Genomic DNA, 14,636 nt, shown 5'->3' on the forward strand with positions numbered 1-14,636 from the left:
TTGACGCTGCTGAATTCACAGGGAAGCTTGGAATGAAGATTACGGAAATCCACGTTTATCAGCATGATCTGCCGGTCAGGAATGGCCCCTACAGGATGGCCCTTGCGGAAGTCTGGACACTGACCACGACTCTGGTCAAGCTGGTGGCCGACAATGGGCTTTGCGGTTGGGGCGAGACATGTCCGTTGGGGCCGACCTATGCCGAATCCCACGTGACCGGGGCGCTGGCGGCGCTGAATGAAATGGCGCCGGGCCTGATCGGCACCGAAATCCTGCCGGTGCCTTTGCATCGGCAGATGGAGGGGCTTCTCAACGGCCACAACTATGCCAAGGCGGCGGTCGATATCGCCGCACATGATCTGCTGGGTAAGCATCTTGGCGTCAGTGTTGCCGATCTGTTGGGAGGGAAGCTGACGGATCGCGTGCCCTCCTATTATGCGACCATAGTCGGAACGCCGGACGAAACCGCGCGAATGGCGGCCGAAAAGCGCGCCGAAGGGTATCCCCGGCTGCAGGTCAAGATCGGCGGGCGGCCGGTCGAGGAGGATATCGAGACCATCCGCAAGGTCTGGGAGGCCATTCGCGGCTCGGGCATGCGCCTAGCGGTGGATGGCAATCGCGGTCTGACCAGCCGCGACGCGCTGCGGCTTAGCCGAGAATGTCCGGAGATCCCGTTTATCATGGAGCAGCCCTGCAACACACTGGAAGATCTGCAGAAGATCCGCCAGCAGGTCAATCACGCTATCTATATGGATGAGAGCGGCACCAGTCTGAACGCGGCGATTACCGCCGCCGGCATCGGGCTGGTGGACGGTTTCGGCATGAAGATCACCCGGATCGGTGGGCTGCATCCGATGCGCACGTTTCGGGATCTTTGCGCGGCGCGAAACCTGCCGCATACTTGCGACGATTCCTGGGGAGGCGATATCATCGCCGCCGCCTGCACACATATCGGGGCCACGGTTGCGCCCGAATTGCTCGAAGGCGTCTGGGTCGCTGCGCCGTATATCGATGGACATTACGATTCTGAAAATGGGATTGATATTGAAGATGGCTATATCCGGCTGCCTCAGGGGCCGGGCCTGGGCATTCGTCCCGATGAAAGCCTGTTCGGGGATCCCGTCGCCTCTTTTTGATCGCGGTAAATCGGCATATTGCGACTTCGTACCGCCAGAAACGGTTCAGAGAGGCGGGTAAGGAAAGACGATGGGACCACCACTTGGGCAATTGCAGCGGGAGCAATACGACGTCGCAGTGATCGGTGCAGGGGCCGTCGGCTGCGCGACCGCACGCGAGCTCGCCGGGCGGGGGTACCGGACGATCCTTGTGGACCGCGGCGATATCGGCGCTGGAACATCGTCGCGTTCCAGCCGCATGTTGTATTCCGGGCTTGGCTATCTCGCAGTGCGTTATCCGTTGTGGCAAATGCTGTTTCGCCCGGGGGACATGCTGCGGCGCCTGCTCTATACCCGCGCCGTCATGCAGTGCCGCGCCGAACTGGTTCGCGAGATGCCGCAGCATCTGACCCGGCACCGGTTTCACTATCCTTTCCGTAAGGGTGACCGCTACCCGCCATGGCTGGTCGATCTGGGCTTCCGGCTGGTCGAAGCCCTGGGCGGCTGGAAGGTTCCCCTGTCATATCGCAGGATTTCGCCGCAGGAGGCCGCAGCTGAAAGTGCGCTTGCGGCGGGGCTGGGCGGCCCTCTGCGCGGCGTCGGGATGTTCGAGGAATACATGTATGCCTGGCCCGAGCGGATCTGCGTCGATACGGCATTGGATGCCGAGCGGCGCGGGGCTACGATCCGCAACTATACCGAGGTGACGGAAATCGAGCGCATCTCGGACGGCTGGCACATCACACTGGTGGAGCGGGCTCCCAAGGCCGAGGGACAGGCACGGATCAGGTCCCGGCTGGTCGTGAACGCCGCCGGTCCCTGGATCGACCGGGTATCCGGAGGCGGGACAACCGGACGTAAACATGTGATCGGCATCAAGGGCGTCAATGTGATGATCCGCTTGCCGGACGCCTATAAAGGGCAGGGTCTGGAAGCCTTCTCCAGCAAGGGAGAACCCTTCTACGTCTTTCCGTGGGGTGAACATCATTTCATCGGGCCGACGGAGACCGTGGTCACGGGAAATCCCGATGATATCCACGTCGAGAATTCCGAGATCGACTATATTCTCGGCGAGGCCAACCGGCTGTTTCCCGATCTCGGCCTGACGCGCGGGGATGTGCGGCATTGCTGGTGCGGGGTGCGCCCGACCTCGACGATTGACGGCCGGACGCCCAGCCTGCCGGTACGCATAGCCGAAACACCGGAGATGCCGGGATTGATCGCGGTGACCGGCTCGACGATCATGTTGCACCGCCATGCCGCTCGTAAAGCTGCGAAAACGGTCGAAAAGTGGTTGGGGAAACGGAATGCGCCTCCTCGCGGGATGATCGCCGGGCCGGATCGGTGTCCGGAAGGCCAGGGCATAGGCCAGATGGCCGCGCGGGAACATGTGGTGCGCCTTGTCGATCTGGTCCGCCGTCGTCTGCCCGATGGGCTGAATCCGGAACTTGGCCGTGACCGGGCCGAGGAATTGTCGCGGATCGCCGCCGCCAGCCTTGGCTGGTCAGAGGAAAGGCGGCAGGAGGAGTTGCGGCATTTCGAGAGCGACACCGCAAGGGTGTATCGGCAATTATGATATCGGCGTCGTCATCCGAAAGCGGGGCGGTGAACTTGATAGGCGTGGACAGGATGACCGATATTCGCCTATCCGCGTTTCTTCTCAGGTTGCCGCCCCGAAACACCGCCGATACTCGCCCGGCGTCAGGCCCTCGACGCAGGCGTAAATCTTCCGGGATTGCGGACACGGAGCGCTATACGGGCGCGTGATACCCGCGACTTTAGGAGTGGCTCGATGATATCGCGATGTTGCTGGCAAATTTGGTATCGATCTCGACGTTTTCTGACAAGCACCGAGCCGATCGAGCAGGCAGGATCGTCGGGTAGACCCACGCTTTCGAAGGTTCAGCGCCATGATGCCGAATACCGACTTGCTCTCTCTTCTGGACGCCCGGCGCCCGCTGCATTCCTTGCCGCAGCCTTTCTACAATGATCCCGAGGTCTACCAGAGCGATCTGGCGCATATCTGGTACCGTGAATGGATCTTTGCCGCGGCCTCGGCCGAGCTTCCCAAGGCTGGCAGCTACGTGACCGTGCAGCTTGGCGTCTATTCGGTCATCATCGTCCGGGGCGCCGACAAGGTCATTCGCGCCTTCCACAATTCCTGCCGTCACCGGGGCAGCCGGATTTGCACCGCACATAGCGGTACGGCGCCGAAACTCGTCTGCCCCTATCACCAATGGACCTATGAGTTGGACGGTCGGCTGCTTTGGGCGCGCGACATGGGGCCGGATTTCAATCCCGCCGATCACGGGCTGGGTGCGGTGCAGTGCCGCGAGTTCCAGGGGATGGTCTATATCTGCCTTGCCAATCAGGCGCCGGATATATCGCTGCTGGAGGCGAAGGCGGCGGAATACATGGCGCCGCATGACACCGCCAGCCTGAAGGTCGCCCATCAATCCCGGATCGTCGAGCAGGGCAACTGGAAGTTGGTGATGGAGAATAACCGCGAATGCTATCACTGCAGCAGCAACCATCCCGAATTATGTGTCACCTTTCCTGACGATCCCAATCTGATCCTCGCCGCCGATGACGGCGTTGAAAATATCGGGACCAGGCATATCGAGCGCTGCGAGGCCGCCGGACTGCCTTCGAAATACCTGATCGATCCGCAGGAGCAGTGGCGTTTCGTTCGCGTGCCTTTCGTGGGCGAGGCGGTCAGCTATACGATGGATGGCAAGCCGGCCTGCGCCAGGCGGGTCGGAATGGTGCCCTTCAACGATGCGGGCGCATTGTTGTATTTCCACTATCCGAACAGTTGGAACCACTTCCTGTCCGACAAGGTCATCACCTTCCGGATGATGCCGGTCGGCCCGCAGGAAACCGAGGTCACGACGACCTGGCTGGTCCACAAGGATGCGGTCGAGGGCGTGGATTACGATGTAGAGCGTCTGACAAAGGTCTGGATTGCCACCAATGACGAGGACCGCCGGATTGTCGAGGAAAACCAGCGCGGCGTGAACACGCCGGGATATCGGCCCGGCCCCTACAGCCCCGTGCATGAACTTGGCGTGAACCAGTTCGTCGACTGGTATTGCAACCGGATGCGTGATCGTCTGACCGGGCAGGCGGCGATTGCTGCGGAGTGAGAGCCGATGATCCCGATGCCGAACGAGCAGGTGCTGCCCTGGAGCGATAGCGAGCCGCTGGAATGCGTCATGGTCATTCCCGAGGCGCCGGAGGTGAAAACCTTTTCCTTCCGGCCGCCCTCCGGCGCAAGGTTCAGCTACAAGGCAGGGCAGTTCGTCACCCTCGATCTACCGGTTCCCGGTGGCAACGTGCAGCGGACCTACACGATATCGTCCTCGCCGGTTTCCAGTTCCTATATCACGGTGACGGTCAAGGCGCAGCCCGGCTCGGTCGGGACGCGTTGGATGCTGGATCATCTGCAGCCGGGGATGCGTCTGAAAGCCTATGGTCCGAATGGCCTGTTTCATCTGAAGGATCAGGGTGACGGTAAATATCTGTTCATCTCTGCGGGCTCCGGCGTCACGCCGATGATGTCCATGACGACGACGCTGTATGAACGGGGCGAAGATCCCGACATTTGCTTTATCCAATGCGCCCGCCGCCCCGTTGATCTGATCTTCCGGCGCAGGCTCGAAAACATGGCGAGCCGTGTCACCGGGCTGCAACTGCATTTCGTGGTCGAGCAATCCGATGCTTACGATGTCTGGACCGGCTATCGCGGTATCCTGAACCAGGTGATGCTTGGGGCGATGTGCGCCGATTACCTCGACCGCGAGGTTTATTGCTGCGGGCCTGAGCCGTTCATGAACGCGATGCGCGACATCCTGCATTCGCTTGGCCACGACATGGAACACTATTATCAGGAATCCTTCGCCGCGCCCGCCAATGATCCGGAGGCACTGACCGAATTCCCGGATCATGTGCCCAGCGAAACCGAAAGCGCCGAGGTCAGCTTTACGGCAACCGGACTGTCGGGAGCCTGCGCCGAGACCGACACCGTTCTGACAGTCGCCCGCGCGACGGGCCTTCCGATCCCGGTCGGCTGTGGCATGGGGTTGTGCGGCACCTGCAAGATGCTGAAAACCAGTGGTAAGGTTCACATGGTTCATAATGGCGGCATAACCGATGACGAGATCGACGAGGGCTATATTCTCGCCTGCTGCTCGCATCCCATCGGGCGCGTCGAGATCGACGCCTGACGATGGCTCCGGCGGCCCGACCGGCGGAGCAGTTTTCATATGAAACCGTTGGGGGCAAGCCGCCCCGATTGCGAGGTGACATGCGGATTGCAGAAATTCACGTCTATTCTCACCAGTTGCCGGTTGTCGGCGGCCCGTTTCGTATCGCCACCTCGGTCGTCGAAACCCTTGATACGACGCTGGTGAAATGCGTGGCCGATAATGGTCTGGTTGGCTGGGGCGAAACCTGTCCCGTCGGCCCGACCTATCAGCCCCATCACGCCACAGGCGCGCGCGCCGCAATCGCCGAGATCGCACCGGGCCTGATCGGAGCGCCCGCATTGCAGCCACTGCTGTTGCGCCGTCGGATGGACGGGATGCTGAACGGTCACAATTATGCCAAGGCAGCCATCGATATCGCCATATATGATCTGATGGGCAAACATTATGGCGTTTCTGTTGCCGATCTTCTGGGCGGTGCAGCGACAGAGCATGTGCCCTCTTATTACTCCTTCGGCGTCGGAGAGCCCGACGAGGTGGCGCGGCTTGCCGCGGAAAAGGCCGCCGAGGGTTATCCGCGGCTGCAGATCAAGATCGGCGGTCGACCGATCGAAACCGACATAGAGGTCGTGCGCAAGGTCTGGGAACGGGTCGGCTGCAAGGTGCGGCTGGCGGTGGATGGCAACCGCTCGCTGACCACCGGCGACTGCCTTCGGATCAGCCGGGAATGTCCAGAGATTCCCTTTGTCCTCGAACAGCCTTGCAATACCCTTGAGGAAATCGCCTCCATCCGCAGGCAGTTGCAACACGGTGTTTACATCGACGAACGGGGGGTTGACCTTTCAACGGTGCTGAGCGTCATCGGACAGGGGCTTTGTGACGGATTTGCCATGAAGCTGACACGGATCGGCGGGTTGCAGCAGATGACGGCTTTCCGCGATATCTGCGAGGCGCGCTCGTTGCCGCATAGCTGCGATGACGCCTGGGGAGGCGACATCATCGCCGCCGCCTGCACCCATATCGGCGCAACGGTCCTGCCAAGGCTGAACGAAGGCGTCTGGATCGCCGCACCCTATATCGAAACCCATTATGATCCCGAAAACGGCATTGCCATCCGGGACGGTCACATCATGCTGCCGGAAGGGCCAGGGCTTGGTGTGACACCGGACGAGGCGCTATTCGGTGATCCTGTCATGTCCTTTGGGGGCGGTAATTGATGAAGCGTTTTGACGGCAAGGCTGTTCTGTTGACCGGGGCGAGGGGCGGTATCGGTGCCACATTGCTGAAGGCGTTCCGGGACGAGGGCGCACGCATTGCTGCTGCCGACCGTGATCTTGATGGAGTCGAGGCCGATCTGTGCCTGCCCGGCGATCTTCTGGATCCGGAATATGCGGATACCCTTCCTTCCACCGTTCGGGATGCCCTTGGTGGATTGGATATCGTGGTCAACAATGCGGGTGTCATCACGCGCGGAACCGTCACCGAAACTTCGGATGACGACTGGTCCCTGTCGCTTGGCGTGAATGTCGAGGCACCTTTCCGCATTTGCCGCGCTGCCATTCCGCTGATGGCGGAGACGGGCGGGGGCGCAATCGTCAATATCGCCTCTTGCTGGGGTTTGCGCCCCGGCCCGAAACATGCGGTCTACTGCATGACCAAGGCCGCGCTTGCCTCGCTGACGCAATGCATGGGGATGGATCACGCGGGGCAGGGCATCCGCGTCAACGCGGTCTGCCCGAACGAGGTCAACACGCCAATGCTGCGCAGTGGTTTCGCCCGGCGCGGCTTTGACCCCGACTCGGCGGTTGCAGAGCTTGGAAAAACCGTGCCCATCGGCAGGATAGCGGAACCCGAAGATATCGTTCAGGTCGTGCTGTTCCTGGCTTCTGACGCGGCATCATATATGTGTGGTTCGCTTGTCGAGGTGAACGGGGGAAAAGCCGTAGGATGACTGATTTTTCCGGCAAGGTCGCATTGGTGACCGGGGGGCGCAGCGGCATCGGTCTTGCGACGGCCCGCAAGCTGCGCGACGGCGGGGCCGAGGTTTTTACCGCGCAGCGGGGCGAGGCGCCCGGTTTCCAAAGCATCAGGGCGGATTTCAGCGATCCGGCTTGCGCGGCGGCGGTGGTGAATGAAGTTGTCGGGCGTGGCGGGCGGTTGGACATTTTGGTCAACAATGCCGGAATGATGAAGGAAGCCGAGGTTGATCAGACCTCGCTTGACGATTGGCAACGGACGTTGACGGTCAATCTGACAATGCCTTTCCTCCTGATCGGCGCGGCGCGGCGGTATCTGCGGGAGACCAAAGGCAGCATCGTCAATATCGGCTCGATCGAGGGGTTGGGGTCCAATCCCCGCCATGCGGCTTATTGCGCCTCGAAGGCCGGGCTGCACGGCCTGACCCGTGCTGTCGCCGTGGATTTCGGCGCTGACGGGATCCGCTGCAATGCCGTGGCGCCGGGCTGGATCGACACGGATCTCAACAACGATTTCATTGCCGGAATGGATGATCCAGCCGGTTTCCGCGAAAGTCTTGCCCATATCCATCCCATCGGACGCACAGGCCGCCCGGAAGAGGTCGCGGCGCTTGTCGCCTGGCTGGCCTCGGATCAGGCCGGGTTCGTGACCGGTCAGATCTGGACCGTGGATGGAGGACGGATGGCGAAGCTGAGCCTGCCCTGAGCGGACAGCTTATTCCTTCGCCGCAACCCATTCGCGCCATTTCAGATACGCATTGGCGCCGATCCGGGCGAGGGGTTCGGGCGGAAGTCTGGTCGGCTCGGCCTCGGCGATGAAATGCCGCGTTATCCCGGATTCATGTCCGGATGCCAGTTCCGCCGCGCCAATCCCGGTCAATGTGCCGCGAGTCGTTCCCAGGCCGTTCTGACAACAGGCGGAAAACAGCCCCGGTTCGAGTTCGCGCATGACCGAAACGCCGTTCCTGCTAAGGCACAGATGCCCGGCCCATTGGTATTCCGTGCCAATATCATGCAATTGCGGATAGCGGTCCAGAAACTTGCGTCGGTGGATCTCTGCGGCCCTGCTGACAGCGGCCGCACTGACCTGCATCCCAGGCTCGAACAGGGCGCAGGTCCGGGTGATGATCCGGTTGCCTCCCTGCTTTGTGTCAATCCGGCGCATGGTCGTGCCCATCGGGTCGGAGGGTGTGATGCCCCACCGCGCCGCGCCGCCCAGCCGCGCCAGCGCATCGGAGTCCAGATCCGGCGTCATCGAGGCGAACAGAAAGACATGCATCAGCCGCCCGCGCGCAAAGCCAAAGCTCTCCAGATGCCCGTTATTCGCCAGGATAAGCTTTGCCGCCATGATTTGGCCCTTGGGCGTGTGAAGACACCAATCCGGGCCGGTCCGCCCGATCCGGACCACTGGCGAGTTTTCGAAAACGCTTACGCCTTCCCGGCGCAAACCCGTGCCAAACCCGCGTATATATCCGGCGGGCTGGATCAGCACCGTTCCCGGCGTGAACAATCCCGAGCGATAGTGATGGCTGCCGGTCAGGCGGAACATCTCTTTATTGTCCAGCATCTGCGCAGCTTCGCCCAGCTTTTCCAGATGTGCCGTATAGCTGAGGTTATGGGCCTCGGCTTTCGCGCTGACCGCGCCATTCACCTTGCCGCAGGGATCGAAGAAAGCCGGATCGATACCATATTCCCCCATCGCCTCACGGGCGAAGGAGATCGCTTGCCGGTTCAACCGGATCACGGTGTGGTCATCGCCGCTGCCGGAATAATCCTTCGACGACAAGTCATGCGGCAAATCGATCATGAAGCCGGAATTGCGTCCCGAGGCTCCCTCGGCCAGCCGTCCGGCATCCAGCACGGCAATGCGCGCCTGCGGGTTCAACTGGCGCAGGCGGCGGGCTGCCGACAATCCTGCAAAACCCGCGCCGATCACGGCGAAATCCACGGTCAGCCTGCCTGCAAGAGACTCGGGCGCAGGTTGGCCCGGCAGGATCGCACTCCATGCAGCGGGGCCGCGATGAAGGGGAAGTCTTCTGGCGCGTCTCGCGCTCAAATGACGGCCTCGTCCAGATCGTCGGTCAGATCGACCCAGATCGTCTTGAGCCGGGTATATTGGTCATGCGCCTGTATCCCGTTGTCGCGCCCTCCGAAGCCCGAGGCACGATAGCCACCGAAAGGAGTCGTGATATCGCCTTCGCCGAAGCTGTTCACGGTCACGGTTCCGGCGCGGATGGCGCGCGCGCCACGCAGGGCACGTTTGACATTGCCAGTGAAGATCGAGGCGGCCAGTCCGTATTCGGTATCATTGGCAAGCGCGATGGCTTCCTCCATGTTCCCGACGGTCAGGACGGACAGGACCGGGCCAAAGATTTCCTCGCGTACAGGGGCGGCGTCGCGGTCCGTGATATCCAGAATGGTCGGCGATACAAACCCGTCTTTGGCCTCGCCACCCATCAGGATCTTGTGGTCCATTTCCAGATAGCTGCGGACCTTGTCGAAATGCGCCTGGCTGACCAGTGCGCCCACCCGGTTTTCCGGGTCCAGCGGGTCGCCCATCGGCCATTCGCGGGCATGGGCGAGGATGCGGGTCAGCAGTTCTTCCTTGACGCCTTTCTGTACGATCAGGCGTGACGAGGCCGAGCAGTTCTCGCCCATGTTCCAGAACGCGCCATTGACGATATGCGCCGCCACGCGGTCAAGATTTTCGGCATCATCCAGCACAATCGCCGGGTTCTTGCCGCCACATTCCAGCGTGATCTCCTTGAGGTTGGACTCGGCGGCATAGCACAGGAAGCGCCGCCCGGTCCCGGTCGAGCCGGTGAAGGACACGGCATCGACATCCATATGCCGCCCCAAAGGCTCCCCCACCTCGGGGCCTGTGCCGGTCACGACGTTGAACACCCCGCGCGGCACACCCGCTTCATATGCCAGTTCAGCCACACGGAGCGCCGTCAGCGAGGTTTCCTCGGCCGGTTTCACGATCACCGAGCAGCCGGCAGCAAGCGCCGGGCCGATCTTCCATGCCAGCATCAGAAGCGGGAAATTCCACGGCAGCACAAGGCCGATCACGCCGACCGGCTCGCGCAGGATCATGGCGATATGGTCGTCCGAGGCGGGCGAGACCTGATCATAAATCTTGTCGATCAGCTCCGCGTGCCAGATCAGGCAGTTGATCGTCTCGGGCAGGTCGACGGTCTCGCAATCATAGATGGTCTTGCCGCTGTCGAGGCTTTCCATCACCGCAAGTTCGTGGATATTGCGCCGGATCAGTTTGGCGAGGCGGATCAGCACCTCTTTCCGCTCGGAGGGATGCCGACGCGACCAGCGGCCGTCCTCGAAGGCGTCCCGGGCCTTTTCGACCGCGAAATCCACGTCCTTTGTGTCGCAAGCCGCGATCTGGGCCAGCACCGCGCCTGTCGCCGGGTTGATGGTGTCGAATGTCGCGCCGGATTTTGCCGGGCGGAAACTGCCATCGACAAAGCTGTTCACGGGCAGGCTCAGCCCTTTCGCAATCGCCTGATATTCGCTTTTGGTCAAAATATCCGACATCTCAATTCTCCGCTTCGATACTGGCTATTGTCTGTTTGAGGACGCGCACGACCTGTTCAAGCTGGCGCTTGTCGTCCTTGTTCAGCGGCTTCAGCGGAGGGCGCGGAGATCCGGCGTGCCGACCGTTCATCTCGCAGCCATGCTTGATGCACTGGATGAACTTGCCGCCCTGTTCCAGCACTCGCATCAACGGCATCAGTGCAGACATGATCCGGCGGCCCTTGTCAAAATTGCCATCCACGGCACAGGCGCGATAGAGCGCCAGATGCTCAGCAGGCAGGAAATTCGAGCCGCCGCAGACCCAGCTGCGGGCACCCCATGCAAAGAATTCCAGGGCCTGATCGTCCATCCCGCAGGACATCTGGATATGCGGATAGTCGCGGGCCAGCAGATGCACACGATTGATGTCGCCCGAGCTTTCCTTGATGGCGCAGATGTTCCGGCTACGGGACACGCGGTCGAGAAACTCTTCGCCCATGTTGATGCCCATGCGGCCCGGATAGTTGTACAGCATCACGGGCAGATCGGCCGCCCGGTCGATGGCGAGCGTATGCAGGGCGTTCTCGCGCTCGGTTGGGACCGAATAGGGAGGGGAGCCGATCAGCACCGCATCTGCGCCGATCCGCGCGGCGGTCTCTGCCATGGCGATCGAATCCTCAAGCCGGATCGCGACGGTGCCGACGATCAGCGGCACCCGGTCGCCGATCACCTCCTTGGCAAACAGTGCCAGGTCCATCCGGTCCTGGATCGATTGCGCGTAATATTCGCCGGTCGAGCCGCCATTGATAATGCCATGCACGCCCGCATCGATCAGATATTCGATCATGGCCGCGAATGCGTCCCGGTCGATCTTGCCCCCTTCGGTATAGGGGGTGATGATCGGCGTATAGATACCTTCGAACTTCATTGTGTTCCCTTCTTGCCAGTCTCGTCCCGGACAGGGCCGAGCGGAATGTCCATGCCGGGCGGCGTGACAAAGGACTCCATTTCAGAGCGCGACAGTTCCCAATGCTCGATTGCTAATCCTGCCGCGCCGTCCGCATCACCGGCCTCTATCAACTCGATGAACTGGTCGTGCTGATCGGCCGCAACGCGTCGTTGTTCGGCGGTTCGCGGATTATTCGATTCATAGAAGGTCATGCCGATCCGCGTATGATCGATCAGCAATCGCCGCAGGCTGGGCGTCAGATATTCGTTCGCCGCCATATCGCCGATGATCGCGTGAAAGCGTTCGTTCTTGATTGCGCGCTCTGCCGTATCCCCGTCACGAATCGCTGCCCGGAACAGAAGCTGCGTGTCCTTGAGCTGCATGATCTGGGCACGAGTGGCGTGCAGCGCCGCCAGACGGCTGATGGCGGCGTAGATCATCGGCGCGGCCATGAAGAAATTGCGCATCGTCCGGTGCGTCATCGGCGCGACTTGCGTGCCTCGCCGTTCGTTCAGGACGACATAACCTTCACCTGCGAGCTGGCTGAGGATTTCACGCAGCGGAGGCCGCGATATCTCGTATTCCTCGGACAGGATCGTCTCATCCAGATAGGCACCCGGAGCCAGCGATTCGGTCAGGATTCGCCGTTTGAGATCCTCGATGCAGTGCGACTTTCTGGATTTGCCCATCTTCCTGTCTCCTCCGCAAAATCCGGTCATTTAAGCCAGATTCAATTTCAACATATAAAAATACATGTTGTCTACAATTGCAATATGTGATTTTTATAACGAGGGAGGATTTGCATGACCCAATACACAAACGAAGCTGTTATTCGCTGCGACGGCATCTGGAAGATATTCGGGGACCGCTCGGCGCAAGCGATGAAAGCTGTGGTCGAGGATGGGCTGAGCAAGGACGAAATCCGCCGGCGCTATGATTGCATTGTGGGTGTGCGCGACGCTTCTTTCGAGGTTGGGCGGGGCGAGATCTTCTGCATCATGGGCCTGTCGGGTTCTGGTAAATCCACGCTTATCCGGCACATCAACCGCTTGATTGAACCGTCTGCGGGTTCGGTCGTGATCGAGGGGCGGAATGTCGGCGAGATGGGGGCGAAAGAGCTTCGCGCCCTGCGGGCCGAGAAAATCGGTATGGTGTTCCAGAACATGGCGCTGATGCCGCATCGGACGGTCAGCGAGAATGTCGTGTTCTCGCTGGAGGTGCGCGGCATCGATGAAGCGACCCGCCGAAAGGTGGCGCAGCAGGCGATCGATGCGGTGGAACTGACCGGTTGGGAACGCAAATATCCCGACGAGTTGTCGGGGGGCATGCAGCAGCGTGTCGGGCTGGCCCGCGCGATCGCGGCTGATCCGACGATCCTGCTGATGGACGAGCCGTTTTCGGCGCTCGATCCGCTGATCCGGCGGCAATTGCAGGATACCTTCATGAAATTGTCGGCCGAGTTGCACAAGACCACGGTGTTCATCACCCATGATCTGGACGAGGCGATCCGGATCGGTGACCGGATCGCGATCATGAAGGACGGGATTCTGGTACAGGTCGGTACGCCGGAACAGATCGTGACCGAACCCGCCGATGACTATGTCGCGGATTTCGTGGCGGGGATCTCGAAGCTGGATCTGGTGACGGCTGCGCGGGTGATGCAGCCGCTGGAACAGTATCGGCAGACGAATGGCGCGACCGATCCGGCAAACTGGCCGGTCGCGCATCCTGATGACAAGCTGAACGCGCTCGTCGATCTGGCGGTAACCAGCGACAACCCCATCCTTGTGCGCGCCGATGGCGCCGATCTGGGAGTGGTGACGAAAAGCGCGCTGTTGCGTGGCATTCAGGGCCGTCAGGACGTGGGGATCGAAACCGGAGGACGGATCTGATGGCCGAAGACGAAGCTTTCAACTGGTTGAGCCCCTTCGCCTCGATCGATCTCGATATCGATGGACGAACGGACGGCATCAAGCAGTGGGCGATTGCCAATCGCGATACCATCCAGCCAATCAAATCGTTTTTCGACGAGCTCATCTCGCTGATCGATACGACCCTGCAATCGGTGCCACCGACAATCATGCTGATCATCGTCGTGCTGCTGGCCTGGCAGGCCGCCGGCCGCCGGGTCGCGGTGCTGGTCGCGGCCTGCCTGCTGGCATTGGGACTATTGGCGCCGGGAGCATGGGAGCTGGCGATGACGACGCTGGCCATTGTCATCTCGGCTGTGCTGCTCTGCGTGGTGATCGGCCTGCCGCTTGGCATCCTTGCCGGCAAGAGCGACGGTTTCGAAGCGGCGATCCGCCCGGTTCTGGACACGATGCAGACCATCCCGGCCTTCGTCTATCTGGTGCCGGTGGTGATGCTGGTCGGCATCGGCGATGTCTCGGGCGTGATCGTGACGATCATTTTCGCCATCGCGCCACTGGTCCGGCTGACCTCACTGGGTATTCGCGGTGTGAATTCCAGCGTGGTCGAAGCCGCGCGTGCCTTTGGTGCGACTCCGCGGCAGATCATGTTCAAGGTCGAGTTGCCGCTGGCCACCCCGACGATCCTGGCCGGCCTGAACCAGACGATCATGCTGGCCCTGTCGATGGTGGTCATCGCCTCGATGATCTCGGTCAAGGGGCTTGGCAATGAGGTCCTGCGGGCGATGGGCCGGCTGGATGCGGGCAAGGCCATCGTCGGAGGCCTTGGGATCGTATTGCTGGCGATCGTCCTCGACAGGATCACCCAGGGATTGGGCCGCTCGGGCCGCGAGCGCGGGCATCGTCACTGGTGGCAGAGCGGTCCGGTCGGGCTGATCCTGCGCCTGACCGGACGCAAATCCGAAAAGCCGCAATGACGGCGCAACAAGGGA

General features: G+C 61.3%; 13 protein-coding genes. 9 read left to right on the plus strand and 4 right to left on the minus strand.

Translation table 11 applies throughout. The features are described 5' to 3' along the window. The first annotated feature begins 32 nt into the window (after window positions 1-32). The 7 genes from D3P04_RS11815 (at window position 33) to D3P04_RS11845 (ending at window position 8,002) form a co-directional block, all read left to right on the plus strand. On the plus strand, window positions 33-1,136 hold the full coding sequence (locus tag D3P04_RS11815; protein ID WP_119749075.1) for a mandelate racemase/muconate lactonizing enzyme family protein: 1,104 nt from the start codon (window positions 33-35) through the stop codon (window positions 1,134-1,136). A 70-nt stretch (window positions 1,137-1,206) separates the two neighbouring features. Then, window positions 1,207-2,691: an FAD-dependent oxidoreductase gene (locus D3P04_RS11820; RefSeq protein ID WP_119749077.1), complete on the plus strand. Its 1,485-nt coding sequence runs from the start codon at window positions 1,207-1,209 to the stop codon at window positions 2,689-2,691. A 334-nt stretch (window positions 2,692-3,025) separates the two neighbouring features. Then, a complete protein-coding gene (locus D3P04_RS11825) occupies window positions 3,026-4,261 on the plus strand; it encodes an aromatic ring-hydroxylating oxygenase subunit alpha (RefSeq protein ID WP_119749079.1) in 1,236 nt (411 codons plus the stop codon). Between the two features lie 6 nt (window positions 4,262-4,267). Continuing rightward, window positions 4,268-5,341 (plus strand): hybrid-cluster NAD(P)-dependent oxidoreductase, encoded by a 1,074-nt coding sequence (locus D3P04_RS11830; protein ID WP_119749081.1) that lies wholly within the window; start codon window positions 4,268-4,270, stop codon window positions 5,339-5,341. An 80-nt stretch (window positions 5,342-5,421) separates the two neighbouring features. Continuing rightward, window positions 5,422-6,537 (plus strand): mandelate racemase/muconate lactonizing enzyme family protein, encoded by a 1,116-nt coding sequence (locus D3P04_RS11835; RefSeq protein WP_119749083.1) that lies wholly within the window; start codon window positions 5,422-5,424, stop codon window positions 6,535-6,537. Continuing rightward, window positions 6,537-7,271 carry an SDR family NAD(P)-dependent oxidoreductase gene (locus D3P04_RS11840; RefSeq protein WP_119749085.1) on the plus strand — a complete coding sequence of 245 codons (735 nt, stop codon included), beginning with the start codon at window positions 6,537-6,539 and terminating at the stop codon, window positions 7,269-7,271. Before D3P04_RS11835 ends, D3P04_RS11840 begins: the two co-directional genes overlap by 1 nt. Next, complete coding sequence (locus D3P04_RS11845) at window positions 7,268-8,002, plus strand: SDR family NAD(P)-dependent oxidoreductase (protein ID WP_119749087.1); 735 nt, start codon at window positions 7,268-7,270, stop codon at window positions 8,000-8,002. The genes D3P04_RS11840 and D3P04_RS11845 overlap by 4 nt, the downstream gene beginning before the upstream one ends. 9 nt (window positions 8,003-8,011) lie before the next feature. Here the strand turns inward: D3P04_RS11845 and D3P04_RS11850 are convergent, their stop codons facing one another. Genes D3P04_RS11850 through D3P04_RS11865 form a run of 4 tightly spaced genes read right to left on the minus strand, consistent with a single transcriptional unit; the run spans window position 8,012 to window position 12,465 of the window. Further along, window positions 8,012-9,352 carry an NAD(P)/FAD-dependent oxidoreductase gene (locus D3P04_RS11850; RefSeq protein WP_119749089.1) on the minus strand — a complete coding sequence of 447 codons (1,341 nt, stop codon included), beginning with the start codon at window positions 9,350-9,352 and terminating at the stop codon, window positions 8,012-8,014. Further along, window positions 9,349-10,848 (minus strand): aldehyde dehydrogenase, encoded by a 1,500-nt coding sequence (locus tag D3P04_RS11855; protein ID WP_119749091.1) that lies wholly within the window; start codon window positions 10,846-10,848, stop codon window positions 9,349-9,351. Before D3P04_RS11855 ends, D3P04_RS11850 begins: the two co-directional genes overlap by 4 nt. A gap of 1 nt (window position 10,849) precedes the next feature. Then, window positions 10,850-11,755 carry a dihydrodipicolinate synthase family protein gene (locus D3P04_RS11860; protein ID WP_119749093.1) on the minus strand — a complete coding sequence of 302 codons (906 nt, stop codon included), beginning with the start codon at window positions 11,753-11,755 and terminating at the stop codon, window positions 10,850-10,852. Next, window positions 11,752-12,465, minus strand: a complete 714-nt coding sequence (locus D3P04_RS11865; RefSeq protein ID WP_119749095.1) for a GntR family transcriptional regulator — start codon at window positions 12,463-12,465, stop codon at window positions 11,752-11,754. The genes D3P04_RS11860 and D3P04_RS11865 overlap by 4 nt, the downstream gene beginning before the upstream one ends. A 114-nt stretch (window positions 12,466-12,579) precedes the next feature. On the opposite strand from D3P04_RS11865, the gene D3P04_RS11870 reads away from it, so the two are divergent. Beyond that, the gene (locus D3P04_RS11870) at window positions 12,580-13,668 is read left to right on the plus strand and encodes a quaternary amine ABC transporter ATP-binding protein (protein ID WP_119749097.1); all 1,089 of its coding nucleotides are present in this window, start codon (window positions 12,580-12,582) and stop codon (window positions 13,666-13,668) included. Further along, window positions 13,668-14,621, plus strand: a complete 954-nt coding sequence (locus D3P04_RS11875) for an ABC transporter permease (RefSeq protein WP_119749099.1) — start codon at window positions 13,668-13,670, stop codon at window positions 14,619-14,621. Before D3P04_RS11870 ends, D3P04_RS11875 begins: the two co-directional genes overlap by 1 nt. The last annotated feature ends 15 nt before the right edge of the window (window positions 14,622-14,636 follow it).

The sequence above is a fragment of the Paracoccus onubensis genome, assembly GCF_003591515.1.
Classification (GTDB): Bacteria; Pseudomonadota; Alphaproteobacteria; order Rhodobacterales; family Rhodobacteraceae; genus Paracoccus; species Paracoccus onubensis.

Coding starts and splice junctions, on each gene's coding strand:
- D3P04_RS11815 (WP_119749075.1), top strand. CDS start 33: ATGAAGATTACGGAAATCCACGTTTATCAGCATGATCTGCCGGTCAGG.
- D3P04_RS11855 (WP_119749091.1), bottom strand. CDS start 10,848: ATGTCGGATATTTTGACCAAAAGCGAATATCAGGCGATTGCGAAAGGG.
- D3P04_RS11830 (WP_119749081.1), top strand. CDS start 4,268: ATGATCCCGATGCCGAACGAGCAGGTGCTGCCCTGGAGCGATAGCGAG.
- D3P04_RS11825 (WP_119749079.1), top strand. CDS start 3,026: ATGATGCCGAATACCGACTTGCTCTCTCTTCTGGACGCCCGGCGCCCG.
- D3P04_RS11840 (WP_119749085.1), top strand. CDS start 6,537: ATGAAGCGTTTTGACGGCAAGGCTGTTCTGTTGACCGGGGCGAGGGGC.
- D3P04_RS11870 (WP_119749097.1), top strand. CDS start 12,580: ATGACCCAATACACAAACGAAGCTGTTATTCGCTGCGACGGCATCTGG.
- D3P04_RS11845 (WP_119749087.1), top strand. CDS start 7,268: ATGACTGATTTTTCCGGCAAGGTCGCATTGGTGACCGGGGGGCGCAGC.
- D3P04_RS11865 (WP_119749095.1), bottom strand. CDS start 12,465: ATGGGCAAATCCAGAAAGTCGCACTGCATCGAGGATCTCAAACGGCGA.
- D3P04_RS11860 (WP_119749093.1), bottom strand. CDS start 11,755: ATGAAGTTCGAAGGTATCTATACGCCGATCATCACCCCCTATACCGAA.
- D3P04_RS11875 (WP_119749099.1), top strand. CDS start 13,668: ATGGCCGAAGACGAAGCTTTCAACTGGTTGAGCCCCTTCGCCTCGATC.
- D3P04_RS11820 (WP_119749077.1), top strand. CDS start 1,207: ATGGGACCACCACTTGGGCAATTGCAGCGGGAGCAATACGACGTCGCA.
- D3P04_RS11835 (WP_119749083.1), top strand. CDS start 5,422: ATGCGGATTGCAGAAATTCACGTCTATTCTCACCAGTTGCCGGTTGTC.